We start from the raw sequence: 24,692 nt of genomic DNA, 5'->3' as shown, positions 1-24,692 counted from the left end.
AGATTGTCATGATTTTTATGATTTGAAAAATGATCTTAATTAATCATAAAAATCATGACAATCTGCGGTCTATCCTTCCTGAACTTACCATGAATAAACTCATTTTCCTATGGCTCTTGGCCCTCCTCCTGGCCGGAAGCTGTACAACTAAATCCACTTCTGACCAACCGAAGAAAGTGGCCGTAATTGTGTCTACGCTCAATAATCCCTGGTTTGTGGTGCTGGCCGAAACGGCAGCGGCTCAGGCAAAGGCCTTGGGGTACGAAACCAAAATCTTCGATTCGCAGAACAACACGGCCCTGGAAAGTGACCATTTCGAGAACGCCATCGTATCAGGATTCAGTGCTATTCTGCTAAACCCGACAGACTCCGATGGCTCCATCGTAAATGCCATGAAGGCAAAAGACGCGGGTATACCGGTGTTCTGTATGGACCGGGAAGTCAATTCGCCCCAGGCCGCTACCTGCCAGATTTTGTCCGACAACTATTCCGGCTGTGTGGCTATCGGAAAATACTTTGCCCAAACGTTGCGGGCGAAAGCCAAAGACGCACCCATCAACTATGTTGAAATTCTGGGGCTGGTGGGCGACAACAACACCTGGAACCGCTCGAAGGGTTTTCATAGTGTAGTTGATCAGTATCCTAACTTTAAGATGGTGGCTCAGCAAAGCGCTGATTTCGATCGGAATAAGGCCATGGAGGTACTCGAGTCCATACTTCAAGCGCACCCCGATGTCAACGCCGTTTTTTGCGGAAACGATGCCATGGCAATGGGCGCTTATCAGGCGCTGGTGGCTGCCGGAAAGGCGAAAGAGGTTGGTGTGTTTGGTTTCGATGGGGCCGATGATGTGATGAACTCCATCCGGGATAGCAAGATTAAGGCGACGGGTTTACAATCGCCCCAAACCATGGCCAAAACGGCCGCTCAGTATGCCGACGAGTACATCAAAGGCAAGCGGGACTTCGCTAAAAAGATACCCGTAGCTGTCGAATTGGTCGATCAGGAGAATATAAAGGATTACAGCAGCCCCAAAAAGCTATAAAGACCATGCCGAAAAATAGCCTCAAATACGCGGTGCTACTAGTTTTGTTGGGTGTTGTGGCCTATAACTCCGTTTATTTCAAAAAACTGGATGAAGTAAAGACTGGCTCAAACTCGACTTCAAAATTTGATCCGGTCGCCTATGCGCAGACATTCTGGACGTCGAAACTATTGCCAGCCACATCAACCGCAACCGATTTTAGTACGCTTCTAACGCTGCTGAAAACGGACAAAGAGAAAGCAATTGATACGTATTCGCACGCATTAGGCATCGGTAATATTCGCTATTTCCTGGTGAAAGGGGAGGGCAAAATAACCACCATTGGCGATAACGATGTAACACTTGCGTTACCTTCTGGGGAAACGATAAGACTGGCTACCGAGTACATTTTTGGCAACGCCGTCCGCGATGCATCGGGCTTGATCAAGATTACCGAGTTCGATAACACGATGGATCTCAACAACGTATCCGCCGAACTCAACAGCATCATTCGCAAAAAGGTGGTGCCACCATTTAAAGCCAGTGCGAAAGCAGGAAGCACGGTGAAGTTTGTCGGTGCCATCGAACTGAATAGAGAACATTTGCATCTGGATGATGTAGAGGTAATTCCTATTTCTGTAGAGCTTGGCGCAGGGAGCAAGGGGCAGGGAGATAAGTCCCTGACCATCAAAATGCGCCCCCTGCTCCCTGCTCCCTGCGCCAAGCCCTACAAACCATGTTAGTAGCAGAAAATATCACGAAACGATTTACGGGCGTAACGGCCCTCGATCAGGTCTGCCTTGAATTTCTGGCGGGTCAGGTGACCGCTGTGATTGGCGAAAACGGGGCCGGGAAGTCGACGCTGATGAAAATCCTGTCGGGCGTATATCCTGACTATGAAGGACAAATCGTGTTCAAGGGGCAACCCGTTCGGTTCGATACGATTCGGGACGCACAGGCTTGCGGAATTGCCATCATTCACCAGGAACTGAACCTGATTCCTTACCTGAGCATTACCGAAAACGTCTTTCTGGGCCGCGAACTCACTACCCGCTGGGGCACCCTCGACCGGAAAGCCATGCGACTCAAAACGCGCGAACTCCTCGAAAAGCTCAAGCTGAATATTGATCCCGATACGCTGATTGTCGAACTGAAAGTGGGTCAGCAGCAGGTCGTTGAGATTGCTAAAGCGTTACTCGTTGAGTCGGAGGTGATTATCATGGACGAACCTACGTCGGCCATTAGCGAAAGTGAAGTGGCGGTTTTGTTCAGCATTATAACCAGTTTACGAAATGAGAATAAGGCCATTGTGTACATCTCGCATAAGTTGGATGAGCTGTTCACGATTGCCGATCGCTACGTCGTTTTGCGGGATGGGAAGTCCATCGAATCAGGTAGTATGCAGGGCATCGATCACGATACGCTGATTCGTAAAATGGTGGGTCGTGATGTTACCAGCATCCGCCGAAAAGCGAATGATCAAGTTTACGAACCGATCTTGTCGGTCGGAAACCTGTGTCTCAAGCACCTGGTTCGTGTGCAGGAAAACCAGCTAAAAAATCTTTCGTTTACGGTTGGCCGGGGAGAGATTGTTGGGATTTTTGGGCTTATGGGAGCAGGACGGACGGAATTATTAGAAACCCTGTTTGGCCTCCACCCAAAGCGTTCGAGTGGTACGGTTCATCTTGACAGTCAGCAGGTTCAGTTTAAGGCACCCATTGATGCGATTCGGGCAGGTATGGCGCTGGTTCCGGAAGATCGCAAGAAAGATGGCCTGGTATTAGGCCTGGATGTACAGACTAATATTAGCCTAACATCCCTGTCGATCATTGAACAGGCGGGTTTCCTGAGCCAGAAAAAAGAATCGACACTGGCGAAGAAATACATTGCTGATTTGCGGATCAAGACGCCTTCGGAGAAGCAAACGGCTAAAAATCTGAGTGGTGGTAATCAGCAGAAAATCGTGTTGTCGAAATGGCTGGCCACGAACCCCAAGCTGTTGATGCTAGACGAACCCACGCGGGGCATCGATGTGAACGCCAAGAACGAAATCTATAAACTCATTTTGCAATTGGCCGATGCCGGTATGGGAATCCTGGTCGTTTCCTCCGAACTGCCCGAAATTCTGGCGATTTCTGATCGTATCCTGGTCCTGTGCGAAGGAAGCTTAACCGCCGAAATGGCAATTCAGGATGCAACGGAAGACTCGATTCTCAAAGCCGCGATTCCTAAATAGTTTATGCTATACAGTTTACAGTCTATGGTATTCGGTTTATGGTGCGCGATGCAGTCTAATACCGTAAGCTAAATGCCGAATACAGTGAACCAAATACCATAAACTGAATACCGTAAACCTATAACCAGCATGCAAGCAACCTTAAATTCCTACCGGCCTGTTTTAACCAAATTTCAGTCACTGATTGCCCTGTTCATTCTATGTCTGGGCATCAGCCTGATGTCCGATAAATTTCTGACGGTGGCCAATTTCTGGAACGTCCTGCGGCAGATTTCGGTAAACGTCTGTATCTCAACGGGCATGACGCTCGTGGTGCTAACGGCGGGCATCGACTTATCGGTTGGCTCTGTGTTGGCCCTGTCGGGAGCCATCACGGCGGGTTTACTCCGAAACGGTATTCAGTTGCCATATCAGAACCTGTACATTGGCTTTACGCTATTAGGGGCTACACTGGCGGGTTTGGTTACGGGTTCTGGCTTGGGCTGGTTCAACGGCTGGGCCATCACACGGTTCAAACTGCCGCCTTTCGTAGCGACGCTCGCCATGTTGACCATCGCCCGCGGACTAACCATGCTCTGGACAGAAGGTTTTCCAATTACCGGCTTAGGTGATTCGTTTACCTTTTTAGGAACGGGCTGGTTTTTAGGCATTCCTTTGCCCGTTTGGCTGTCAGGCATCATCGTCGCCATTGCGGTATTGATTACAAATAAAACCCGCCTTGGACGCTATATCTATGCCATTGGCGGCAGCGAAAGCGCGGCCCGATTGTCGGGAGTGAACATCAACAAAATCAAAATCGCGGTCTACAGCCTAGCCGGTGGACTGGCGGCCGTTGGCGGCTTACTCGTTACCTCCCGGCTGGATTCGGCCCAGCCTAACGCCGGTACCAGCTACGAACTGGATTCCATTGCGGCTGTGGTCATTGGCGGTACGTCGCTGTCGGGCGGACGGGGTAGCATTTTAGGGACGGTGCAGGGTGCCATCATTATTGGCGTCCTGAACAACGGGCTGGTACTTCTCAACGTATCCCCGTTCTGGCAGCAGGTCGTGAAGGGATTTGTGATTTTGCTGGCTGTTATTATCGACAAGCGAATGGATAATGAAAAATGAATAATGTAAAATGAGACGCCAGACTGATGGTCAGGGGAACCGCATTATTCAATATTCATTGTTCATTTTACATTAACACACATGACCAGTTCCTATATTCTTGCCATTGATCAAGGCACCAGCAGTACCAAAACGCTTCTGTTTGACGAAGCTGGTAACGTTGTTGCCCGCGCGTCGGAGCCGTTGAAAACCAACTATTTTGGGGATGGGTACGTGGAGCAGGAGCCCGACGAAATTTTTCGGAATGTGCTCACATCCGTTGGTAAATGCATGGGCGCGTTTGCGGCCGAAGGGGGTAATCTGAAGGTGATCAAAGCCTGTGGAATTTCGAATCAACGCGAAACATTCGTCGTTTGGGACGAGTCGGGAGAACCCTTGCATAATGCCATCGTCTGGCAGTGCAAGCGCTCCATCGGCGTGTGTGAGCGACTAAAAGCGGATGGATTGGAGGAGACGATTCAGGAAAAAACGGGACTGTTCATTGATCCGTATTTTTCGGGCAGCAAGCTCATCTGGTTGTACGAGAATGTCGAAAAGGTCAGGCAGACGATTGATGCGGGGAAGGCGTATTTCGGAACGGTCGATACCTGGCTACTCTATAAATTAACGAACGGCCAACAGTATCTGACCGATTATACGAATGCCTCCCGAACCCTGTTTTTCAACCTCAATACGCTGGCCTGGGATCAGGAACTGCTACAAACGTTTGGCCTCTCGAAACTGAATTTACCGGAGCTAAAGCCCTCGTCAGCCTTCTTCGGTGAGTCGAATTTCAATGGGTTGTTCGATCATAATTTGCCCATTACCAGCCTGATTGGCGATTCACACGCAGCTGCCTTTGGCGAGGGTTGTTTCTCGCCCGGCACGGCCAAAGCGACATTAGGGACAGGTTGCTCCATCATTATGAACATCGGTGAAAAACCCATCAGATCGAAACATGGGATGGTCACCACGATTTGCTGGAGCACTGAGGAACGGCCGGGTCCCGGCGGGGAACCGCGACGTTCGGTAGATTATGCGTTGGAAGGCGTTATTGTCACCTGTGGGGCAACCATCGAATGGCTGAAAAACACGCTGGAATTATTTGCTGAAAGCCCCGAAACGGAAGCGATGGCAACGGCTGTTGCTGATAATGGTGGCGTCTATATAATTCCGGCTTTCAGCGGCTTGGGCGCTCCTCACTGGCAAATGTCGCGCAAAGCATCTATCTCAGGGCTGACGTTTGGCACGAGCAAAAATCATATTGTCCGGGCGGCTCTGGAGTCCATTCCCTACCAGATCAAGGACGTTATTGTCGCGATGGAACAGGATACGGGTATTCCGCTGGAAGAACTGATGGTGAATGGAGGCATCAGTGCGAATACCTTTGTTCTCCAGTTTTTGGCTGATCTACTTGGTAAGTCTGTCGTTAACAAAGGCATGCCGGATGTATCGGCACAGGGAGCTGCGTATCTGGCAGGGCTTAAGGCAGGAATTTATAAAGACCTGGCTTACCTGACCTCAATTAATTCGAATAGGGAAACGATTAATCCGGGCATTGGTCAGGAAAAGGCCCTTGCCGATTATGCGGGATGGCAAACGGTTATCAACTAAGTGCCAATACGTTTTAGGCAAATTAAAACAAACCCGACCCGAAAAGGTGCTCAAGAGATATTGGTTCGTTGTGCAGAATAAAGAAGTAAACCAGTCCAGCTAGAACCAAATAGCTGAAAGCCAGCCATTTTTTCTTTTGAGCAAACTCAACCGGATGATGATAGTAATCGTAGATCATGGACGCGGATAAACCCATGACCATCAGAAAGAACGAGAACACCCCGAAATCTGTTCGGTACATGCGCATCGACTGCATAAACTGCGCGCCCGATACGATGTAAAGCAACCAGGCTCCAAAGCCAGCCCGGTATAGATACACACTCAACCGCCGGTCGTTTTTAAGGTCGAAGAGGTCGTCGGTGAATTTTTCGGACATGATTTTATTTACTTTGAAATGGTGAAAATAAACACTTCACCTGATAAACGCAAAAAAGACAATGATTGATTCACAACCAGTTGATACCATTCAGGAATACACGACCATGCAGGTTGAACTCGTACGCGTTGACGATGCCTTCCATTTCGAAGCCTTAGGAAAGTCGGGCGTGGCGCAACACATCGACGCGGCTACGGATATTGGCGGACACAATGCCGGAGCACGTCCTATGGAAATGATGCTTATGGGCCTGGCGGGTTGCTCAGCTATCGATGTAATTCTGATTCTGAAAAAACAGAAACAGGTAATCGAAGATTTTCGACTGAAAGTGGATGGCTTACGCGAAAAAGACGCCATCCCGGCTCCATTCAAAAAAATCCATATCACCTATCTGCTGAAAGGCCAGTTAAACCCTGAGAAAGTAAAACGGGCTATCGACCTATCGATGGACAAATACTGCTCGGCAACGGCCCAACTGCGGCCTTCTACTGAGATAACGTATTCATTTGAAATTTCTTAACCGCAAAGGGCGCAAGGGTAGGCGCAAAGAACGCAAAGTATATAAAAAAAATCTCTGCGTTCTTTGCGCTTGCCTTAGCGCCCTTTGCGGTTAAATACATATGGCGTAGTTTTTGCATAAATTAGCTCGAAGCGCGTTAATGCGTTAAGAACCTTAACAACTGCATTTGCCATGAAAAAAGCCTTACTTGGTCTGGCCCTGCTGACCACCCTGACTACCCTTTCATTTGCTGGCGAAGTGAGCAAAGAGAAGAAAGTGAAAAAAGCCAAGTCTGCCACTTGTGAGAAAGGCAGCCATGCCTGTTGCATGAAAAAAGCCAAGGTATAAGGGCTTGACTAAACGTTGAATAGTTTGTTAACCTCGCTACTTATGTAAATAGCGAGGTTATTTTTTGCCCTAAAGTTTGCCTGACGACCGTCGACTTACGACTTTTGTTTATGCAACAATATCACGACCTGCTTCGCCACATTCTCGACAACGGCACCCGCAAAACCGACCGCACCGGCACCGGTACCATTAGCGTATTTGGTTACCAGATGCGCTTCAATCTGCAAGATGGATTCCCATTGTTGACCACCAAAAAGGTACATACAAAGTCTATTATTCACGAATTGCTGTGGTTCATTAAAGGCGATACCAATATCAAGTACCTGAAAGACAACGGTGTATCGATCTGGGATGAGTGGGCCGACGAGAATGGTGATCTGGGGCCCGTGTATGGCAAACAATGGCGTAGCTGGGCCGCACCAGATGGGCGCGTGATCGACCAGTTGCAGGACGTATTGAAGCAACTGAAAAACTCACCCGATTCGCGCCGGATGATTATTTCGGCCTGGAACCCGGCCGATGTCCCGAACATGGCGCTGCCCCCTTGCCATTTACTGATGCAGTTTTATGTGGCAGACGGTAAGCTTTCCTGCCAGCTCTATCAGCGCAGTGCCGATGTCTTTCTGGGCGTACCGTTCAACATTGCCAGCTATGCGTTATTTACGATGATGATTGCACAGGAGTGTGGGTTTACGGCGCACGAATTCATCTGGACGGGGGGTGATACGCACCTGTACCTGAATCATTTGGAGCAGGTTGAGACGCAGCTTTCCCGTGAGCCTCGTCCACTACCAACCATGCGTCTGAACCCGGATGTGAAATCGGTTTTTGACTTCACCTATGCCGATTTTACGCTCGAAAATTACAATCCATATCCGGCTATTAAGGCACCGGTGGCCGTCTAGGTAAACGTTTACATGGAGTATTATAAGCAGACTTTTGCTCAACTTGAGGACTTACCGGACCAATGGACGAATCAGGAATTTGAGCACTGTACATTCAAAAAGCTGGATTTATCCCGAACCGAATTTACAAACTCAAACTTTATCAATTGTCGTTTCGAAGACTGTAATCTAACGAGAGTTGGACTGGGAAATGTGAAACTCTACGATGTTAGTTTTTTTACCTGTAAACTAGCGTATGTAGATTTTGGCCAGTGCAATGCGTTTGGATTTCACGTTAATTTTCAGGAATGCCAACTTGATAATACGGCTTTTCTGAATCGGAAATTAAAGAAAGTCAAATTTGTAGATTGTTCAATTATAGAGGCTCACTTTATAAAATGTGATCTGATTGGAAGCGTGTTTAAAAACTGTAATCTGGAGTTCGCCAAATTTGAAGGCAATGACTTGACACAGGTAGATTTCTCAAGTTCTTATAACATTGAATTGAATCCGGACGAAAATAAAATGAAGAAGGCTAAATTCTCTTTGCAAAATTTGCCCGGTTTATTGACGAAGTATGAGTTGATCATCAACGGATAATGATTTTTTCATTCCAATCTACTTTGTAGGCGTACACCCAGTCCATTTTTTTTGCTTCCATCTTTACAAAAAAAGGTAATAATAAATCTCTGAAGAACTGCTGGAATTTATTGGGGACGGTTTTATTGTCGCCCACTTTTCGAGCTTCCTTAACAATTTTGTGTACTCTGCTTTGCCGTAGCGATTGGAATTTGTCGAAGGCTGATTCCGGGGTTGGTAAATCTCGAATGCATTTGGCTAAAACAATGGTGTCTTCCAGCGCTAAGGATGCTCCTTGGCCAATATGGGGTGCTATCGCATGGGCGGCATCTCCAATCAGACAAACCCGGCCTTTGTGCCATTTTTCTAGAAATGGGATGTCGTAAATCGGGTAAATTTCCACACTATCAGCCGATTTGATAATCTCAGCAATGGGTTCTGGATCATTTTTATGTAACGCTACTAGTGTGTCTTTGAGCTGGTCGAGTTCTAAGGCAGCCAATTCATTGCGCCTTGGTTCCTTTTCTCGGGAAATGTTATTGAACCACCAGACGTCGCCTACGTTGGAAACGGCGTAGGCAAAAAACGATTTCTCGCCAAAGGTCATCCGAATGGACCCATATAAACTTTGAACGTTGGCCAGTCTGGTAAAACCACCTGTCGAAAGCAGCCCAGTGTACGAAAGGGCTGGTCCATTCGGGAACAGCGACTTACGGGTTACTGAATGAATGCCGTCGCAACCAATTATAAAATTGGCAGTAGCGCTTGTTCCATCTTCAAAGAAAGCAGTTGCCGAATCCTCGCATTGAGAAATTGATTTTAATTTCTTGCCTAACTCGATTTTAATTCCATTGACAATGGCCACTTCGCGAATGGCTTTAGTGAGCAAATCTCGTTTTAATTGTACAGTTTCTGCGCCGTATAATTCGTTTTGATTTGCCGTATCGATTTCACCAATGTTCTTGTTTTTTGCATTGAAGAATGTCATTTTCCCCGGCGTAAATTCGGTAAGAATTTCGCCGATAGGTATGAAATTCTTAAGTACGTTTAATCCGTTTGGTGAAATGCCTAAAAAGGCTCCAGCATCATCTTTAGGCTGGTTTCGCGCTTCGTAGATCGTGGCGTCAATTCCAACCCGTTTTAAAAATAGAGCCATTGCTGGCCCTGAAATACCGCAACCAATGAGAATTGCTTTTTTTGTATTGATCGACATTGATTTTACCTATCGTTGCTCACTAACTAATTTCTGATATTCTTTTTCAATCATGGACTTTTCGCTGTTGTGGTAAACCGCAAGATAATGTGAGGCCAGCCCGATACCCCAGCCAAACATCGCAAAGAATGGCCAAGGGAAAACCGATCCGTAGTGTCCAGATGAACGGAAAGCGAAGTTGGTAAAGGCCCAAATAAGCCAGAGCCCTGCATTGACGATCAAATAGGTACGGAGGTGCATCTGAAAGCCGACGCGGGCTTTCGCTTTCTTCCAGAGATAGTTATCGCGTTCGGGCATTGGTGTCGAGGATTCCATTGTGTTGATAGCGTTTTGAGGTTGATTGAGCCAATTGGCTGGCTGATGAGGTAAAGGTATAGTCAGCCTATTGCTGACGCCTGCGAAAATCTGACCGATTGCCTAACTTGCGGAGTAAATGACCGTTTTCTCATGACCAATTCTGAAATCGTTGACCTGCTCGAACTCACGGGCCGGTTGATGGAACTCCACGACCGCGATACGTTTAAGACACGCACATTCCAGACTGCAGCGTTTAACCTGGATAAATCTACCGCCGATCTGGCCAACTTGCCCGTTGAAGAACTCGTTAAACTACAGGGTGTTGGTAAATCTGTTGCCCAGAAAATTCGGGAAATTGCCGATACGGGTCGCTTAACGGACCTCGATGAACTACTAGCTGAAACACCCTCGGGCGTGTTGGACATGTTTCGTATCAAAGGGCTGGGTGTCAAGAAAGTACGTACCCTCTGGCGTGAGTTGGGTATCGATAATCTCCGCGATCTGCAGCTGGCAGGGGAGAACGGTCAGATTGCTAAAATCAAAGGATTTGGGGCCAGCACGCAGGAAAAAATTCTGGCGGCATTGGAGTTTTTGCAGGAGCAGCAGGGAAAAGTGCGCATGGACAAAGCAGCCATGATCGCTAACCTTCTGCACGATGAACTGATGAAACGCTTCGAGCGGGTCGAAATCAGCGGGCAGGTGCGTTTGAAAGCGCAGGAAGTCGATGTAGTGCAATTGCTTGTGCAAACCAGCGATCCGGTTTCGGCGATGTTAACCCTCGGTCAACTGCCAAATCTGGAACAAAATGAGTTGGAATCGTCGCCGTTTGCGTGGCGCGGTCGGCTGGCGGGTTTCGATGTGCAGGTCGAGATTCTGTTTTACCCTGCCGAGCAGATCGACCGTCAGTTATTCATCCACACGGCTGCCGAGCCGCATTTGAAACAGGCCGGAGCTGGTGGGGTGACCTTATTGCAGGCAGCGTATACTAGCGAAGAAACGTCCGAAACCGCCATTTATGAACGGGCCGGTTTGCCTTACATCGTTCCTGAAATGCGGGAGGATGATTTTGCGTTTCGTTGGGCCAGTCGGCACCAGAACGACGAACTAGTAACCTGGGAAGACCTGCGCGGAACGCTTCATAACCACAGCACCTGGTCGGATGGGAAACAGTCGGTGGCCGGTATGGCTGCGTACTGCCGCGAGTTAGGGTTAACTTATTTCGGCATTGCCGATCACTCGAAAACCGCTTCGTACGCGGGTGGCCTGGATGCTGAGCGGGTGCAACAGCAACAACTGGAGATCGACCAGCTCAACAAAGGCTTTGGCAATGATTTTCGGATCTTCAAAGGCATCGAATCCGATATTCTGGGCGATGGCTCATTAGACTACGACGATGCTACGCTGGCCACGTTCGATTATGTCGTCGCATCCGTCCACCAAACTCTGACCATGTCGCTCGAAAAAGCCACCACGCGCTTGTTGCGGGCTATTGAAAACCCCTACACCACTATTTTGGGCCACCCAACCGGCCGGTTGTTATTGGCTCGTGAAGGCTACCCCATCGATCATCGCGCCATCATCGACGCCTGCGCCGAACACAACGTCGTCATCGAAATCAACGCCAGTCCCTACCGTCTCGACATCGACTGGCGTTGGATCGACTACGCCATGCAACAAGGCGTCATGCTGAGTATCAACCCCGACGCCCACGATCTGGCCGGTTTGCTGGACATGCACTATGGCGTAGCGATCGGACGCAAAGGTGGCTTAACAAAAGCGATGACCTTCAATGCGCTGACGCTGGCAGAAATGACCGACTATCTGCAACAACGGCGGAAGAAAATACGTAAGGGCGCTTAGGTAGAATGAGCTAAGGAATATTAATTATTGGTTAATGACAATACGAAAAAGGGTAAATTAGACAGATCTACCCTTTTATTGTATTGCCCCGTCATTTTCAGATAGTATTATCATACGCTATTCTGCGCTTCTAATCCCGACTCTATGCGCGTTTTACTTTTACTGTTGTTTTCATTGTGTTTGCTCAACGGGGCTTTTGCCCAGCAACGAAATCCTGCTACGCCATCGGTTACGTTTTCGGCAACGGGTTATGTGAAGGATGTTAAAACCGGGAAGCCCATCCAGGGGGCGAACATCGTGGTGCTGAACGTATCCAAAGGCTACGTGACGGCAAAAGATGGTTTTTATACCGTACAACTTCCACCCGGTAACTATATCCTGCGATTTTCACACGTTGGTTATCGGACCAAACAAGACACGATTTCGCTGCAAAGAACGCTCTTCCGCGAGATCGTCATGGAAGATGACTCAAAGGATCTGGAGGAGGTTGTTGTAACGAGCGAGGCACCGGATCGGAATGTACGTAAGATCGAAATCGGAGTATCGCAGTTAAGCATTAAGAGTATCCGGCGCATTCCACCGTTAATGGGGGAGGTCGATATTGTGCGCAGTTTACTGCTGTTGCCGGGTGTGACAACGGTAGGCGAGGGGGCACCGGGGTATAATGTTCGGGGGGGAAGCGCCGATCAGAATCTGATTTTGTTCGACGATGCACCTGTCTTCAATTCCAGCCACTTAATGGGCTTCTTCTCGGTATTCAACCCTGACGTGGTGAGTAATGTAACCCTGAACCGGGGGGGCGTGGCAGCGGCTTTTGGTGGTAGAGCATCGTCGGTACTGGATGTAAAGATTAAAGAACCCGATGCTGAGAAGTGGAGCGTGAACGGGGGAATCGGCATAATATCGAGCCGATTAGCAGTTGAAGGGCCAATTATCAAAAATAGACTGTCGTTTCTGGTAGCCGCACGGGCGTCGTTCAATGATTTTCTGTTTAAACTAGCTCCCCCAAATCTCAGAGGGACAAAGGCCAACTTCTATGATCTGACCACTAAGTTTAAGTATCAACCCAATGAGAAAAACACGATTACACTAACAGGCTATCTCAGTAAAGATATTTTCAAACTGGCATCGGATTCATTGTCGGGGCAGGAAATCAATGCGTCTTCGACCCAGTTCAATTACCAGACAATGAACGCGGTATTGCGCTGGAATTACTTCATGAGTAAGCAGGTGAACCTGGCTACTGCCGTTATTCTGAGTCGTTATAAGGCTGATTTGTCTTCCCCCGATTCATCGAATGCGTTTCAGCTTCAATCAGGCGTATGGCACCGACAGATCAAATCGGATTTAACCTTTACGCCGAACGAAACCCACCAGTGGCAAGTTGGCGTGAGCGCCATCGACTATCTGCTACAACCCAATACCCGAATACCCGGCCCCTACTCCAATGTGCTGCCGGTTGATCTCGATCGCGAACGGGCTTATGAACTGGCGGCTTACATTCAGGATGAATGGAAATTAAATACGAACGTAGCCCTGGTTGCCGGTTTACGTTATTCGGAGTTGTTGAACCGCGGCCCGGCATCGGTACGTACCTATCAGGAAAATGGCCCCAAGCAGGACGAAACGGTTACCTCAACCCAAACCTATGCTGCTGGAAAGGTTTACCACTCAACCGGAGGATTGGAGCCTCGACTGGCTATACGCTGGTCGGTGGGTGAGGGAAAAGCCATCAAGGCTGGTTATAGCCGGTTACGCCAGTACATTCAACAAGTGACAAATACAACGGCTGCCTTGCCAACCTCACGCTGGCACCTGAGTGATCAGTACACAAAGCCAGTCATCGCCGATCAATGGTCGCTGGGATATTTTCGAAATACGGCCGATAACGCGATTGAAGTATCGGGCGAGATGTATTATAAAACCCTGACTAATGCTATTGATTACCGAGATGGGGCCGAGTTGCAGCTGGCGAAGGCCGTGGAAACCCAGATTGTACAGGGAAGTGGTCAGGCCTACGGACTTGAAGGATTGCTGCGGAAAAACAAAGGTCGCTGGACGGGCTTCATGAGTTATACATTCGCCCGTACCTTCCTGACGATGAACAGCCCTTATACTGACGAACGGGTGAACAATGGAAATCCCTATCCGGCCAATTACGATAAGCCGCATACATTGAACGTTCTGGCTACGTACCGTCCCTCCACCTGGTTCAGCATGTCCTTGAATTTTACGTATAGCACTGGTCGACCAACCACGCAGCCAGCCGCAATTGCCCGAGTGGGCGGTATACTTGTTCCGATCTACATCGATCGAAATCAGCAGCGCGTACCCGACTACCACCGGCTCGACTTTTCAATGACTTTTGAGCAAAATCCGCTCAAGAAAAAGCGCAACCAGAGCAGTTGGGTGTTCTCCGTTTACAACGTGTACGCGCACAAAAATGCATATTCTATTTTTTATAAACTGAGTCCGGCCTCTGCTTCAGATGCGTACAAGCTATCTATATTCGGAACCGCCTTCCCCTCGCTGACCTATAATTTTAAATTCTGATGAGGCTACGTTATTTTATATATGCCCAACTACTACTTGTTCTGGCACTGGTTATTTCGTGCGTCACGGAGTTTCAGCCAGGTAGTGTTAGCATTCCGACATCATTGATTGTAGAAGGGCAAATTACCGATCAGCCGGGACCCTATTCCGTCAAATTAACGAAGACCGCAGATTACTCTTACAAGAGTTTGAATCTGCTCGAAACGGGGGCAACAGTGACTATTTCTGATAACCTTGGTAACCAGGAAGTACTGAAGGAGCAATCGCCGGGCGGGGTTTATGTAACGTCAGCCAACGGGATTCAGGGAGTGGCGGGGCGTAGTTATAAACTGACAATCAAGACCAAAGCCGGAAAGCAGTACGAGTCGGATGCTGAAGTATTACAGGCTGCTCCCCCAATTCTGAAACTGTATTATGAGTACACTGTAGAAACAGGAGGGCTGAATTTTGCCAAGAACCAGGGTTGGAATGTTTACCTGGATACCAAAGATCCTGAGGTACTCGGGAACTACTACAAATGGGACTGGCAGAACTATGAATTTACAGCGGTCTGTTCGCAACGAGAGCTGCCAAATGGGACGCTCACAGGTTTAGGATGCTGTTCAAATTGTTGGAATATCACCCGTTGTTATAATTGCATCAGCCTTAGTTCTGATGCCAATATCAATGGTCAGGCCATCAGTCGGCAGTTAATCATGCGTGTACCTTATAAATCGACCAGTAAGTATTATCTCGAAGTACAGCAACAGGCGATTAGCAAAGGGGCTTATCAATTTTGGAAAAGTGTGAAAGGGTTAGTTAGCAACACGGGTGGGTTATTCGATGCGGCACCCTCGTCGGTGCAGGGCAATCTTCACTGTGTAAACGACCCAGCCACGCTCGTTTACGGGTACTTTGGAGCGACAGGCGTATCTGAACAATATATCAATGTTGATCGTAGTGGGGGACAGGGTACTCCTGATGCAGACCCTATACCAATTGTGCCGCAGCCTTCGGCCTGTGTCGTTTGTGAAAATAGTTTATATCGTACACCTAATAAACCACGCTGGTGGCAGTTCTAAACCTATTCTGGACTTATTAATCGGTTTGGGGGTAAGTGATAAAAAGAGATAGTTTTGTATAAATGATCACGTCATGGCTCGTCCGGTAAAAATATTGGTTCTACAATTTGCCTCGATTGGCGATGTTGTGCTGACAACTCCGGTTGTCCGTTGCCTGACGCAGCAGATACCGAATTCGGTTATACATTTTTGTACAGAGCGACCTTATCAGTCAATTGTCGAGTATAGTCCATTCATTACTCAGGCCCATTTTATCGATCAAAGTCTGTACAAACTCATCAGGGAGTTGCGAGCTGAGCAGTTCGATTATGTCATTGATCTACAGAACACATTCCTGACCAGTCTGATTAAAGCAGCCTTGGGTAGCCGTTCTTATAGTATCGAAAAGCAGTCATTTCGCGAGTGGCTTTACGTTCGGTGGAAGGTGAACGCCATGCCAGATCAGCACATCGTGGATCGTTATATGGCCACGGTTCTGCCTTTAGGGGTTGAGAATGATGGTCTCGGACTGGACTATTTCATTCCCTACAAAGACGAAGTTGAGATCGACTGGCTTCCCGAAACACATCAGCACGGGTTTGTAGCCTATGCAATTGGTGGGCAAAGTCTAACCCGCCGACTGCCTGTGTTACGAATGATTGAGCTGTGCCTTAAGATCAACTATCCAGTTATTCTGCTCGGTGATAAAGCAGATCGTAAAGTTGGCGACGAACTTATGAAGGCCATTGGTGAACGCCAGATCTACAACGCCTGCGGCCTTTACAACCTCAACCAGTCGGCCTCGCTGCTGCAACGGGCGCGGGTTGTATTCAGTCATGATACAGGCCTCATGCATATTGCGGCTGCCTTCCGCAAAAAAGTGTATTCGATCTGGGGTAGCACTACGCCCCGATTTGGATTTTACCCCTATAAAACCCCTCACGTCCGGCTCGAGACTCCCGGCTTAGGTTGCCGGCCCTGTTCAGCTACCAATGCCGACAATTGCCCCATGAAGCATTTCAAATGTATGAATAACCTCCCCTTTGATTTTGAAGTGAAAGAATTGCGAACCAAAAAGAATTTTGAGTGATAAGTGAATATGTAAGCAATTTTATTGAAAATAAATACATTTTTTTTGTGACGAATTTTTCTATTTACCGTTTTAATAGTACGTTGCCATAAATTTCCTGCTGAAAAGAAAGCTATAGAATTATGTATTTAGAAGAACGAGTTGAACAGTTAGAAACGTTGGCTGTCGATCAGAGCAAGCAGTCAGAATTAATTGCTAAAGCAGTAGCGAAGTTAACTGTTGATACCCAGCAAGGGTTGGATAGTCTTAGAAAAGGGCAAGCCGAACTTCAGCAGGAAGTAACTCGTTTGGCTGATTCTATAGATAGTACAAATGAACGTGTCAGCCAGCTCGACCGCAAAATGGACCAACGCTTTGAGGAGGTTGACCGCAAAATGGACCAACGCTTTGGAGAAGTTGACCGCAAAATGGATCAACGCTTTGGGGAAGTTGACCGCAAAATGGATCAACGCTTTGGGGAAGTAAATGATAAATTTGCTCAGATTGACGAAAAGCAAGATGCGATGCGTCAGGATATAAACGGAATGCGTCAGGATATAGCTGAGCTGAAGATCGGTCAGGAACTGATTTTGCAGATTTTACGGGAGAAATTACCCTAATACCGCTCTATTTCTTTGGTTTACCCAATGTAGCGTAGAAGCAAACCAACCACGGCAGCTCCGCCAATAATACCTAATTCGGGTAGTTTCTTAAATCGATAAAGAAGTGCAATGGTTGCTACTGCAATCAGAATTGCCGCTGCATCGACCAGTTGCCGACGAGCCAATACAATAACTGCACCCGCGATGGCTCCAACGGCGGCAATCGTTACGCCATCAACAAATGCCTTCACCCCCGGATGCTTACCCCACCGCTTAAAGTAAGGTGCCGGTAATATGGTAAACAGATAACAGGGTATAAATGTAGCTAATGCCGCCACACAGGCCCCTGTGAAACCCGTGACCAAATAGCCAATAAACGCCACGGTTATGACTACCGGTCCCGGCGTAATCATGGCTACAGCGACAGCATCTAAAAACTGTTGCTCAGTTAGCCAGCCGTATTCTTTAACAACCCCTCCGTACAGAAATGGAACAATGGCCAGCCCACTTCCAAATACAAAGGCACCCGCTTTGGCGAAGAAAAAGGCTAATTTCCACAAAATGGAATCAGTTGGAACTGCTGAAACCTGTGCTATAAACGGAGCTACACTGCTCCCCCAGCCAGGCCTGATGGAAGAGGGAGGAGTTTTTGCAAACCAATAGATACCACCTGACATGAGCACTAGCCATAGTAATTCCGATTCGGTTACCGCCGTAGCTACGGCCGATAAACTGAACAAAATCCACCCCAGCGGATCATTCCCCACCGTTTTGGTCGTTAGCTTGTACGTCCCTATGGCAATAATGCCAATTACTGCGGCCCCAATACCATAGAAAACTGCCTGCATCCAGGGTAGTCCGCCAAAATGTTGGTAAGCCCACCCCAACACTACGACCATGCAAAATGAAGGAAGTACAAAGGCAAGACCCGCCAATGTTGCGCCCAGAATGCTGTAATGGACGTACCCCAGATAAATAGCTAACTGGGCCGCCAACGGACCGGGTGCCAATTGTGCTAACGCTAGCCCTTCCCGATAATCTTCCTCGCTTATCCACTGGCGTTCCATAACCAGATCGTGGTGCATAGCACTAACTAAAGCTGGCGGACCGCCAAAACCAATAGTGCCTAATCGGAGGAAATAGCGGACCAGATCGGTTTTTGTATACGGTAGAATCGTAGCTTCCATACCATTGAGTTAATGCTTCATTCCACTTGACTTCCCCTTTCCCAACTGGTTGAGCGCGGCCCGGAATCCTTTGGCTAAGTCTGATGCTGGCCCGCGGCCATAGTAGTGAAGAAAGATCGTTCGCGGTTGCTCTCCCAACATGTGGTGGTGCAGAGCAACCACCTCTAACTTATGATCTCGCAACGTTTTAACAACCAGATTAACTTCAGTATCCAGCATGGCTATGTCGCCCGCGATGTGAGCGGCATCCTGTTTTCCAGCAAAAGAAGCCCATGAGTTTAGGCCAATAGCAGCCGTCATCTCGGCTCCCATCGCCACAATCTGTACATCATCTCGCCCTACAGTGTACTTATACGTTGGTCCATTGACAACACCTTTGTAGTTGATAATGCCATCCAGAGCAGGCAAATCAAAAAGCTCATTTCCAGTTTGAGCTGTAGGAGTGGTTGTTGGTGCGGGTTCATTTGCCGGAAAGAGTTTGGTTTGACTAATAGCCTGCGCATACTTTTTGGCTAATGCAACCGCATCGCCCATGCCGTGGAGGTGCATATAGAAAATGCGCGGTTGTTCAAAAAAGAAGTGATTATGAATGGCGCCAACTTCCAGTCCAGCTCCCAGAGTAGCGTCGATCAAGGGATTTACTTCGGATTCCAGCAGCACAGTGTCGCTCATCATCACGGTTTGTGTGCCATCCAATGTCTTCTTAAACGCAACCCAGCCGCCAAAGCCAAACGGAATCGGAACTGACTCCCCTTTTACAGTTACCTTCAAATCGTTACGTGGTAGGGCTATGTTATAGGTGGCCTGCGCTTCGTTGTAGGTACCCTTTTTGCCTATCGCAGTGGCAATGGCATCCTGTTCCGCCACCGACAATGCTGGTGTTTTAAGGTGCGACACTGGTTCGGCTATGGGGCCTCCACAGAGGGGTATGGTGCTAGCTAAGGTTGCTGTTTGTAGAAAATGTCGTCGTTTCATGGGCTCGTTAGGCAAAGTATAGAGGGCATAATTAGGGAGTCTACTAGTTAGAAAACAATACCAAACTGCAAACCTACTGTCATGGATGTAGGGCGGTCGTTTCCAAACCGAACTGGGAGCGGAACCGCCACGAAATAACTCGTCGTTGGCCCTTTTTTTACAAGTTTGTTTAGAACAGGGGTAAACCCATACCGGCCCGATGTTTCAAACGCTAGTCGGCTGGCAAGGGTGAAATCGTGGCCTAAATTGACCAGTACACCCGGATGAAAGAGCACATTCGCCACCCGGCTGGTTCCATTTTCGGCCCGGATGAGGGGCACGACTTCAACTGAAAAACCAAGCTGTTTTGTTTTCCAGAGATTCAAGCCAATCGGAAAACCAACGACATAGTATTGATTGAAATTCGTTTCGCTGCCATTTCCATCGAATGTTACTATGGGATGAAGTACACCTAAATAACCCACCATGCGAGGGTAAACAGGGGGCGGTGGCGTTTGGGCGTTAACGTTGAGCGATATAAATCCAGCTAACGCAACTAGACAACTAAACGATTGGTAACGAACGTATTGTGAGACCCGCATTACACAGATAGTAGCTTTTCCTGTCACAAGAATAAGCCAGCAGACGAGCCGAAAATAGAACGGATTTAACCTTTTGTACCTGCTTTACCTTTTTGTCTGTTTTTTCGGTAGTCTGATGGATTTTGACCCATCAATTTCTTGAAAATTCGGGAAAAATGACTCTGATCTGAAAAGCCCGTCAGGTAGGCAATTTCAGACAGACTATAGGAAGTTGTTTCAAGCAGTTGCACCGCTTTTTCGATCCGCAACTTACGAATGTATTCCCCAAAGGAAAGATCGTCGAAGTAGCGAGAAAAGGCCCGTGATACATAGGCCGGATTCACATCCAGACTTTCGGATAAGTCATTCAGACTAAGTGCCAGGTTGGTATCAATCTGATCCTGAATCAATTCTTTTAGCTCCTTTACCCAGGTTGGTGTCTTCCGTTTGCCAGTCGGTTTAAGATAGGTGTGCAGAACTTCCAGCAATAGCCGCTCTGTTGGACTTTGGGTATGTTTTACAGATTGGAGGTGCCTGGCCCAGCTATAAAGTGCATCATAGAGAATGAACCCCTGTTCCAATAGCTGCTGATCATCTTTGATATTGAAGGCCATACCTGCCGAAATGGCCCACAAACCCGCAGCCTGAGCGGCTAAGGAATGATCGTCCGTATCGGCACCGCGCACGATGGGGGCTAACGTTTGTAACGCCGGATCGGTGAGGTTATGCTTTTGGAGGAAATAATCAAAGGTGCAGCGATCTTCGTAATGGCTGTATTCTACACCCGGGATATCGAATGGGATTGCATTCAATACCTGCGCCTGTAGTTCGACCTGTCCTTCTGGTACAAAACGGATTTCAGCAGTTGGGTCAATAAACCGGCGAATGAGCCATGGACAGGCTAATCGGTCAATTTTTGGGCGTTCGCGGGTGATCCAGATCATAGCGGGAATAAAGCTTAACGAGCCAGCATCTGCCGTACTCTCATGGCCACTAACTCTACCGAAATATCGTTCAAACAAGCTAAATCACCCCGCCAGCAGGGCTTGTTGCCGAATACAGAACAAGGGCGGCAGGTGAGTACGTCGACCGGAATTTGAAGAATAGCTTCGTCACCTTGTCCCCAGGGGCCAAAACCTGCATCAGGATGCGTAGCTCCCCAGATAGATAGCACAGGTACGCCACTCAAAGCCGCAAGGTGCATATTGCCCGAATCCATGCACAGCATACCGGTTAGCTGTCGGATGAGGGCTAGTTCGGCGGCAAGCGAAAGATGTCCAGCTACCAGGATAGCCTGGGGAAATTGCTCCCTAAGGGTTTCAAGTTGAGCGATATCACTGGCGCCCCCACCAAACAGGAAAATGGCGATGGGAGTTGCGGTATAAAGTTGTTTCAGTAAAGGAGCAAAGCGCTCAAACGGCCACATCTTTTGCTCATGTTGGGCAAAGGGGGCAATGCCAAGCCAGGGTACGCTATAGTTCACCGTATGGTGGTCAAGAAACGTAGTGAGTTCACCTTTGGCAGATGTAAAGGATGGGAACTGAAAGGGTTGAGCAGGTTGAAGCGTAAAACCCGCTTTGTCGAATGTCCTGGCGTATCGCTCAACACTGTGGGGCAACTGTCGCCGAATTTTGTTCTCTTTTCGGGTTAGTTCTTTTTTCTCCGCCCGGCCTTTGTCAATTGTTACAGATGGAACACCGATTAACCGAAACAGGCTTTTCAGGACCCCCGACCGTAAATTCTGGTGCGCATCGACTACCACCCCAAAAGAAGCTAACTGGCGCAGTTCATTGAACAAACGAATCAGTCCAGCTAGTCCCTTATGTTGTCCATCAAAATCGGCTCCTACAATGCGGATGTTAGGAAATCCCTCGAAAAAAACGGCAAATTTGGCCCGCGTCACCAACGTGATCTCAGCCTCAGGATACCGTTGCGTGAACGCCTGAACAACAGGTGCCAGCAGGGCCACATCGCCCATGGCCGAAAACCGAAGAAGGAGCAGCTGATTCATTCGTCATGAGTCATTAATTGTCATTGATTGTCATTCATCGTCATTAAGTTGTTCAGCTATCAATGACGATGAATGACAATCAATGACTACTTCTGACTACTATAAAGGACCGGGTTCAGGGTAGGATCGTTGTACATCTTCATTTGCCGGTAGACCTTCATGTAGCGATCACCGTTCTGGATGTCTTCGATTAACTCGTCGAAGCAGCGGGCCAGATCGCTTTCCTGTTCGAGCAGAACGTCCAGCTTCTGTTGGGCTTTCTGACGATGTTCATCCGAAACCGACGGGCGGTCAACCTGTTCCCGAAAGTGATACAGTTTAAGCTGTAAAATCGACATTCGGTCAAGGAGCCAGGCCGGTGTTTCGGAGTTCATTCGAGCCGTTGGTTTAGGCACCGCATCCATAAAAAGCTCAGAAAACCAGCTATCTATCTGCTCCACCATATCGGTACGGTCCTGATTTGATTGGTCAATCCGGCGTTTGATAGCAACTAGCTCATCGGGCTGGATGGTTGGACTGCGGATAATATCTTCGAGGTGCCACTGGACCGTATCAATCCAGTTCTTCTGGTACAACAGAAAGGCAATGCCGTTGGAGGAGTAAGGATTCTGGATGGGCGTATCGACGTAGTCGGTCAGGTGGTAATCCTGAATGCTCTGACGGAAGATGTCGTTGGCAAACGTAGCGTTCATAGGCGATTAATCAGCCGCAAAGATATACGTTTTCGATGGGAATGTAGGTTCGAGGCCAGTAGAAGTATGGCCCAAAATGTCCGGTGGTTGGCCCTTGCGTACTCAAATTGGTATGTACTTTTACACGCTAATTTCACTATCCGATGGTTCGTATGGCACAAGTGATTTTTGTTGTACCGCCACGTGTACACGTTCTTGATCTAACGGGACCAGTTCAGGTTTTTTACGAAGCCGCCGAATACGGAGCTGACTATCAACTGACGTATTGTTCCTTCGAGAGCCCGGTTACCAGCTCCGCAGGATTGAATTTTGGTGCGGTTTTGCCGTTTACAGAGGTTCAGACTCAGTCAGGAGATTTTATCTTTCTGCCTGGTATGGAAATGGAGTACATTCGGTCGGATCGGTTTAAGGGAGAAACTGTTTTTTTTGACTGGCTACGGAACCAACAGGCAAAAGGCGTTCACTTGTGCTCGGTATGTACGGGAGCCTTTATATTGGCTCAGGCTGGTCTGCTCGATGGCCGGAAATGTACCACGCACTGGAAGCGAATTGATGAATTACAAACAACCTACCCACGGTTGATAGCACAAACCGATCGGTTATTTGTGAAGGATGGGAATAACTACACCAGCGCGGGCATAACAGCGGGTATCGACCTGGCGTTAGCCATTCTGGAAGAGCAGCAAGGTGCACTATTTGCTACAAAAATAGCCCGCGAGTTAGTTGTGTACTTTCGGCGAGGGGCCGACCATTCACAGAAAAGCGTTTACCTGGATTACCGAAACCACATGAACGTGGCTATTCACCAGATGCAGGACTGGCTGATTGCCAATATGGAAGTAAAGGCAACCCTGGAGGAACTGGCCGAAATGGCTAACATGAGTACCCGAAACCTGACACGCACCTTTCGAAAAGAGACAGGAACCACCATCCATGACTATACAACCCAGCTTCGGCTGGAATTGGCCAGAACGCTACAGCATAATCCGGGGATGACCATGGAAGCCATTGCAGCCAAGTGCGGTTTTCAGGATGCCCGTCAACTCCGGCGAATCTGGCAGAAGTCAGGTAACACGACTACAGTAAGATATTCAGTTTCCTCCTAACAACTACGCTAATGAGTTTTCCATTCACGTTTGCCCGATACCTGGTTTTGGTTTGTATACTGACCGGATCGTTCTACGCTGCTTATGCCCAGAAATCAAAACCAAAGGCTGTGCTAATGGCCTACTACTGCGAACCTTGTAACAATGCCTGCGACTTAGAGCGTCACGACGAACCAGGCGTTTGTAAGCATTGCGGGATGCCCTTTGTTAAACGGAGTGTTGCTCTAATGGACTCGCTGCGGATGGGTCAGAAAAAAGTCGGGAAGCGCAATGTGGCTATCTTTATTCACAACGGCGTAGAGGTGCTGGACTTCTCTGGCCCGAGTGAGGTATTTGCGTCAACAGAAGGCTTTACAGTCTATACGGTTGCGCTTACGAAAGAACCAATCGTTAGTCAGGGGTTCATTAAAATCATACCGAATTACAGCCTGGCTGATTGCCCAAAACCGGATATTGTCGTGTTGCCTGGTGGACAAACGGGTCCATTTCTGGAAAACAAACCGCTGATCAACTGGATAAAAGCCAGTGCTCAGGAAGCCGAAATTATGCTGTCTGTTTGTACAGGTGCCGGTTTACTAGCCAAAGCGGGTTTGCTGGATGGCAAGCAGGCCACTACATTTCACAATTACATAGACAATCTGCAAAACGAGACGCCTAAAGCCAAAATACTCCGAAATACGCGCTTTGTCGATAATGGCCAAATCATCACTACGGCGGGTGTATCGGCAGGTATTGATGGTGCCCTACACGTAGTTGCTAAACTGAAAGGCCTTGCCATAGCTACCCAAACCGCCCGCTATATGGAGTACGATAAATGGAAACCCAATGAAGGGCTGGTTGTGGAACAGTCGGCAAAAATGGCCGCCGGGCGAAAATGAGA

Annotated in this window: 25 protein-coding genes; 16 read left to right on the top strand and 9 right to left on the bottom strand. The window is 48.2% G+C overall.

Annotated elements, in window-relative coordinates; all coding sequences use genetic code 11:
* Window positions 1–89: 89 nt before the first annotated feature.
* The 5 genes from EXU85_RS18990 to EXU85_RS18970 all read left to right on the top strand — a co-directional run bounded on the left by EXU85_RS18990 (window position 90) and on the right by EXU85_RS18970 (window position 5,961).
* Complete coding sequence (locus tag EXU85_RS18990) at window positions 90–1,043, top strand: D-ribose ABC transporter substrate-binding protein (protein ID WP_142773597.1); 954 nt, start codon at window positions 90–92, stop codon at window positions 1,041–1,043.
* Window positions 1,044–1,048: 5 nt separating this feature from the next.
* Complete coding sequence (locus tag EXU85_RS18985) at window positions 1,049–1,765, top strand: DUF2291 domain-containing protein (protein WP_142773596.1); 717 nt, start codon at window positions 1,049–1,051, stop codon at window positions 1,763–1,765.
* A complete protein-coding gene (locus EXU85_RS18980) occupies window positions 1,759–3,258 on the top strand; it encodes a sugar ABC transporter ATP-binding protein (RefSeq protein ID WP_142773595.1) in 1,500 nt (499 codons plus the stop codon). The genes EXU85_RS18985 and EXU85_RS18980 overlap by 7 nt, the downstream gene beginning before the upstream one ends.
* Window positions 3,259–3,387: 129 nt before the next feature.
* Window positions 3,388–4,368 (top strand): ABC transporter permease, encoded by a 981-nt coding sequence (locus EXU85_RS18975; RefSeq protein WP_142773594.1) that lies wholly within the window; start codon window positions 3,388–3,390, stop codon window positions 4,366–4,368.
* 81 nt (window positions 4,369–4,449) lie between these two features.
* A complete protein-coding gene (locus EXU85_RS18970; protein ID WP_142773593.1) occupies window positions 4,450–5,961 on the top strand; it encodes a glycerol kinase GlpK in 1,512 nt (503 codons plus the stop codon).
* Window positions 5,962–5,983: 22 nt separating this feature from the next.
* Here EXU85_RS18970 and EXU85_RS18965 read toward each other — a convergent pair whose 3' ends face one another.
* On the bottom strand, window positions 5,984–6,337 hold the full coding sequence (locus EXU85_RS18965; RefSeq protein ID WP_142773592.1) for a hypothetical protein: 354 nt from the start codon (window positions 6,335–6,337) through the stop codon (window positions 5,984–5,986).
* 61 nt (window positions 6,338–6,398) lie between these two features.
* Between EXU85_RS18965 and EXU85_RS18960 the strand changes: the two genes are divergently transcribed.
* The 4 genes from EXU85_RS18960 (at window position 6,399) to EXU85_RS18950 (ending at window position 8,668) form a co-directional block, all read left to right on the top strand.
* The gene (locus EXU85_RS18960; protein ID WP_142773591.1) at window positions 6,399–6,857 is read left to right on the top strand and encodes an OsmC family protein; all 459 of its coding nucleotides are present in this window, start codon (window positions 6,399–6,401) and stop codon (window positions 6,855–6,857) included.
* Window positions 6,858–7,028: 171 nt separating this feature from the next.
* Window positions 7,029–7,184, top strand: a complete 156-nt coding sequence (locus EXU85_RS35395; protein WP_168207823.1) for a hypothetical protein — start codon at window positions 7,029–7,031, stop codon at window positions 7,182–7,184.
* A 110-nt stretch (window positions 7,185–7,294) separates the two neighbouring features.
* Window positions 7,295–8,089 (top strand): thymidylate synthase, encoded by a 795-nt coding sequence (locus tag EXU85_RS18955; RefSeq protein ID WP_142773590.1) that lies wholly within the window; start codon window positions 7,295–7,297, stop codon window positions 8,087–8,089.
* A gap of 12 nt (window positions 8,090–8,101) precedes the next feature.
* Window positions 8,102–8,668, top strand: coding sequence for a pentapeptide repeat-containing protein (locus tag EXU85_RS18950; protein ID WP_142773589.1), 567 nt, complete (start codon window positions 8,102–8,104; stop codon window positions 8,666–8,668).
* Here the strand turns inward: EXU85_RS18950 and EXU85_RS18945 are convergent.
* Both EXU85_RS18945 and EXU85_RS18940 read right to left on the bottom strand, forming a co-directional pair.
* Complete coding sequence (locus EXU85_RS18945; RefSeq protein WP_142773588.1) at window positions 8,658–9,860, bottom strand: NAD(P)/FAD-dependent oxidoreductase; 1,203 nt, start codon at window positions 9,858–9,860, stop codon at window positions 8,658–8,660. The two genes, EXU85_RS18950 and EXU85_RS18945, sit on opposite strands and share 11 nt — an antisense overlap.
* A gap of 9 nt (window positions 9,861–9,869) precedes the next feature.
* Window positions 9,870–10,175: a 2TM domain-containing protein gene (locus EXU85_RS18940; RefSeq protein ID WP_142773587.1), complete on the bottom strand. Its 306-nt coding sequence runs from the start codon at window positions 10,173–10,175 to the stop codon at window positions 9,870–9,872.
* 132 nt (window positions 10,176–10,307) lie between these two features.
* Between EXU85_RS18940 and EXU85_RS18935 the strand changes: the two genes are divergently transcribed.
* The 5 genes from EXU85_RS18935 to EXU85_RS18915 all read left to right on the top strand — a co-directional run bounded on the left by EXU85_RS18935 (window position 10,308) and on the right by EXU85_RS18915 (window position 17,299).
* Window positions 10,308–12,017, top strand: coding sequence for a DNA polymerase/3'-5' exonuclease PolX (locus tag EXU85_RS18935; protein WP_142773586.1), 1,710 nt, complete (start codon window positions 10,308–10,310; stop codon window positions 12,015–12,017).
* Window positions 12,018–12,161: 144 nt separating this feature from the next.
* Window positions 12,162–14,570, top strand: a complete 2,409-nt coding sequence (locus tag EXU85_RS18930) for a TonB-dependent receptor (RefSeq protein WP_142773585.1) — start codon at window positions 12,162–12,164, stop codon at window positions 14,568–14,570.
* Complete coding sequence (locus EXU85_RS18925) at window positions 14,570–15,631, top strand: DUF4249 domain-containing protein (RefSeq protein ID WP_142773584.1); 1,062 nt, start codon at window positions 14,570–14,572, stop codon at window positions 15,629–15,631. The genes EXU85_RS18930 and EXU85_RS18925 overlap by 1 nt, the downstream gene beginning before the upstream one ends.
* Window positions 15,632–15,704: 73 nt before the next feature.
* Complete coding sequence (locus tag EXU85_RS18920) at window positions 15,705–16,700, top strand: glycosyltransferase family 9 protein (RefSeq protein WP_142773583.1); 996 nt, start codon at window positions 15,705–15,707, stop codon at window positions 16,698–16,700.
* A gap of 122 nt (window positions 16,701–16,822) precedes the next feature.
* Entirely contained in the window at window positions 16,823–17,299 is a 477-nt protein-coding gene (locus tag EXU85_RS18915; RefSeq protein WP_142773582.1) for a hypothetical protein, read from the top strand.
* A 20-nt stretch (window positions 17,300–17,319) separates the two neighbouring features.
* On the opposite strand, the gene EXU85_RS18910 is transcribed toward EXU85_RS18915, so the two are convergent.
* From EXU85_RS18910 to EXU85_RS18885, 6 genes are all read right to left on the bottom strand, one after another.
* Window positions 17,320–18,468 (bottom strand): chromate transporter, encoded by a 1,149-nt coding sequence (locus EXU85_RS18910; protein WP_142773581.1) that lies wholly within the window; start codon window positions 18,466–18,468, stop codon window positions 17,320–17,322.
* 9 nt (window positions 18,469–18,477) lie between these two features.
* The gene (locus EXU85_RS18905; RefSeq protein ID WP_142773580.1) at window positions 18,478–19,443 is read right to left on the bottom strand and encodes a DUF1259 domain-containing protein; all 966 of its coding nucleotides are present in this window, start codon (window positions 19,441–19,443) and stop codon (window positions 18,478–18,480) included.
* Window positions 19,444–19,490: 47 nt separating this feature from the next.
* On the bottom strand, window positions 19,491–20,024 hold the full coding sequence (locus EXU85_RS18900; protein ID WP_142773579.1) for a hypothetical protein: 534 nt from the start codon (window positions 20,022–20,024) through the stop codon (window positions 19,491–19,493).
* Window positions 20,025–20,089: 65 nt separating this feature from the next.
* Window positions 20,090–20,947: a chromate resistance protein ChrB domain-containing protein gene (locus EXU85_RS18895; protein ID WP_142773578.1), complete on the bottom strand. Its 858-nt coding sequence runs from the start codon at window positions 20,945–20,947 to the stop codon at window positions 20,090–20,092.
* A gap of 14 nt (window positions 20,948–20,961) precedes the next feature.
* Window positions 20,962–22,014, bottom strand: a complete 1,053-nt coding sequence (locus tag EXU85_RS18890) for a glycosyltransferase family 9 protein (protein ID WP_142773577.1) — start codon at window positions 22,012–22,014, stop codon at window positions 20,962–20,964.
* Window positions 22,015–22,100: 86 nt separating this feature from the next.
* Window positions 22,101–22,706, bottom strand: coding sequence for a DUF4254 domain-containing protein (locus tag EXU85_RS18885; RefSeq protein WP_142773576.1), 606 nt, complete (start codon window positions 22,704–22,706; stop codon window positions 22,101–22,103).
* A gap of 152 nt (window positions 22,707–22,858) precedes the next feature.
* On the opposite strand from EXU85_RS18885, the gene EXU85_RS18880 reads away from it, so the two are divergent.
* Window positions 22,859–23,812, top strand: coding sequence for a GlxA family transcriptional regulator (locus EXU85_RS18880; RefSeq protein ID WP_142773575.1), 954 nt, complete (start codon window positions 22,859–22,861; stop codon window positions 23,810–23,812).
* A gap of 11 nt (window positions 23,813–23,823) precedes the next feature.
* Window positions 23,824–24,690 (top strand): DJ-1/PfpI family protein, encoded by an 867-nt coding sequence (locus EXU85_RS18875; protein ID WP_246859154.1) that lies wholly within the window; start codon window positions 23,824–23,826, stop codon window positions 24,688–24,690.
* The last annotated feature ends 2 nt before the right edge of the window (window positions 24,691–24,692 follow it).

Origin of the sequence: Spirosoma sp. KCTC 42546, from assembly GCF_006965485.1 — a bacterium.
In the GTDB taxonomy this organism is placed as follows: Bacteria; Bacteroidota; Bacteroidia; order Cytophagales; family Spirosomataceae; genus Spirosoma.
Note: the sequence above shows the minus strand (reverse complement) of the source record. Positions and strands in the feature narration are given on the sequence as shown.

What these genes read in the sequence shown, in the direction of transcription:
- EXU85_RS18990 (WP_142773597.1), top strand. Translation starts at nt 90, where the DNA reads ATGAATAAACTCATTTTCCTATGGCTCTTGGCCCTCCTCCTGGCCGGA.
- EXU85_RS18985 (WP_142773596.1), top strand. Translation starts at nt 1,049, where the DNA reads ATGCCGAAAAATAGCCTCAAATACGCGGTGCTACTAGTTTTGTTGGGT.
- EXU85_RS18980 (WP_142773595.1), top strand. Translation starts at nt 1,759, where the DNA reads ATGTTAGTAGCAGAAAATATCACGAAACGATTTACGGGCGTAACGGCC.
- EXU85_RS18975 (WP_142773594.1), top strand. Translation starts at nt 3,388, where the DNA reads ATGCAAGCAACCTTAAATTCCTACCGGCCTGTTTTAACCAAATTTCAG.
- EXU85_RS18970 (WP_142773593.1), top strand. Translation starts at nt 4,450, where the DNA reads ATGACCAGTTCCTATATTCTTGCCATTGATCAAGGCACCAGCAGTACC.
- EXU85_RS18965 (WP_142773592.1), bottom strand. Translation starts at nt 6,337, where the DNA reads ATGTCCGAAAAATTCACCGACGACCTCTTCGACCTTAAAAACGACCGG.
- EXU85_RS18960 (WP_142773591.1), top strand. Translation starts at nt 6,399, where the DNA reads ATGATTGATTCACAACCAGTTGATACCATTCAGGAATACACGACCATG.
- EXU85_RS35395 (WP_168207823.1), top strand. Translation starts at nt 7,029, where the DNA reads ATGAAAAAAGCCTTACTTGGTCTGGCCCTGCTGACCACCCTGACTACC.
- EXU85_RS18955 (WP_142773590.1), top strand. Translation starts at nt 7,295, where the DNA reads ATGCAACAATATCACGACCTGCTTCGCCACATTCTCGACAACGGCACC.
- EXU85_RS18950 (WP_142773589.1), top strand. Translation starts at nt 8,102, where the DNA reads ATGGAGTATTATAAGCAGACTTTTGCTCAACTTGAGGACTTACCGGAC.
- EXU85_RS18945 (WP_142773588.1), bottom strand. Translation starts at nt 9,860, where the DNA reads ATGTCGATCAATACAAAAAAAGCAATTCTCATTGGTTGCGGTATTTCA.
- EXU85_RS18940 (WP_142773587.1), bottom strand. Translation starts at nt 10,175, where the DNA reads ATGGAATCCTCGACACCAATGCCCGAACGCGATAACTATCTCTGGAAG.
- EXU85_RS18935 (WP_142773586.1), top strand. Translation starts at nt 10,308, where the DNA reads ATGACCAATTCTGAAATCGTTGACCTGCTCGAACTCACGGGCCGGTTG.
- EXU85_RS18930 (WP_142773585.1), top strand. Translation starts at nt 12,162, where the DNA reads ATGCGCGTTTTACTTTTACTGTTGTTTTCATTGTGTTTGCTCAACGGG.
- EXU85_RS18925 (WP_142773584.1), top strand. Translation starts at nt 14,570, where the DNA reads ATGAGGCTACGTTATTTTATATATGCCCAACTACTACTTGTTCTGGCA.
- EXU85_RS18920 (WP_142773583.1), top strand. Translation starts at nt 15,705, where the DNA reads ATGGCTCGTCCGGTAAAAATATTGGTTCTACAATTTGCCTCGATTGGC.
- EXU85_RS18915 (WP_142773582.1), top strand. Translation starts at nt 16,823, where the DNA reads ATGTATTTAGAAGAACGAGTTGAACAGTTAGAAACGTTGGCTGTCGAT.
- EXU85_RS18910 (WP_142773581.1), bottom strand. Translation starts at nt 18,468, where the DNA reads ATGGAAGCTACGATTCTACCGTATACAAAAACCGATCTGGTCCGCTAT.
- EXU85_RS18905 (WP_142773580.1), bottom strand. Translation starts at nt 19,443, where the DNA reads ATGAAACGACGACATTTTCTACAAACAGCAACCTTAGCTAGCACCATA.
- EXU85_RS18900 (WP_142773579.1), bottom strand. Translation starts at nt 20,024, where the DNA reads ATGCGGGTCTCACAATACGTTCGTTACCAATCGTTTAGTTGTCTAGTT.
- EXU85_RS18895 (WP_142773578.1), bottom strand. Translation starts at nt 20,947, where the DNA reads ATGATCTGGATCACCCGCGAACGCCCAAAAATTGACCGATTAGCCTGT.
- EXU85_RS18890 (WP_142773577.1), bottom strand. Translation starts at nt 22,014, where the DNA reads ATGAATCAGCTGCTCCTTCTTCGGTTTTCGGCCATGGGCGATGTGGCC.
- EXU85_RS18885 (WP_142773576.1), bottom strand. Translation starts at nt 22,706, where the DNA reads ATGAACGCTACGTTTGCCAACGACATCTTCCGTCAGAGCATTCAGGAT.
- EXU85_RS18880 (WP_142773575.1), top strand. Translation starts at nt 22,859, where the DNA reads ATGGCACAAGTGATTTTTGTTGTACCGCCACGTGTACACGTTCTTGAT.
- EXU85_RS18875 (WP_246859154.1), top strand. Translation starts at nt 23,824, where the DNA reads ATGAGTTTTCCATTCACGTTTGCCCGATACCTGGTTTTGGTTTGTATA.